Source organism: Enterococcus sp. C76 (assembly GCF_040886985.1).
In the GTDB taxonomy this organism is placed as follows: domain Bacteria; phylum Bacillota; class Bacilli; order Lactobacillales; family Enterococcaceae; genus Enterococcus_B; species Enterococcus_B lactis.
Genome location: NZ_JBFOEY010000046.1, coordinates 1 through 495 on the forward strand (window position 1 = coordinate 1; position 495 = coordinate 495).

A 495-nucleotide genomic window follows, 5' to 3' on the forward strand; every position below is an offset into this window, starting at 1 on the left:
AGGGATAGCATATGAAGTAGTGTCTATCAATAGATTTCGCTATGAATTTGTTGATTTGGTTGTCGAATATTCTGTTCGATTGATTGTTCCGTGGAGCAAAGAAGAAATCGATGAGGCATTAAAAGATGAACGAAAAAGTACATTCAAAGTTTTAGGAGGTGGGAAAGTATGAAATATAGAAAGAAACCAGTAGTAGTTGAAGCAATGCAGCTTACGGAAGAAAATTTGTTAGAAGTGAAGGAATGGTGTAATGGTGAACTAGTACCTAATACAGAAACAAGAGGATACGATCTATGTATTTCAAATTTAGAAGGTATTACACAAGCGAATTACGGAGATTATATCATCAAAGGCACGGCTGATGAATTTTACCTACGCAAAGCTTATATTTTCGAAAAAATTTATGAAATTGTAAGTCAGAAACCAGAACTCAACGGCAACCAGAAAATAGTGTTGGAGGAAGAAGAATGATTTATCCACTCATTTTCGTAGGGC

Annotated in this window: 1 protein-coding gene; it reads left to right on the forward strand. The window is 35.2% G+C overall.

What is annotated here, in order from left to right; all coding sequences use genetic code 11:
• Positions 1 to 168: 168 nt before the first annotated feature.
• Positions 169 to 471, forward strand: coding sequence for a hypothetical protein (locus AB3I00_RS14655; RefSeq protein ID WP_368025620.1), 303 nt, complete (start codon positions 169 to 171; stop codon positions 469 to 471).
• The last annotated feature ends 24 nt before the right edge of the window (positions 472 to 495 follow it).

Bases quoted from the DNA above. Each gene is read 5' to 3' on its own strand.
- AB3I00_RS14655 (WP_368025620.1), top strand. From the start codon at position 169: ATGAAATATAGAAAGAAACCAGTAGTAGTTGAAGCAATGCAGCTTACG.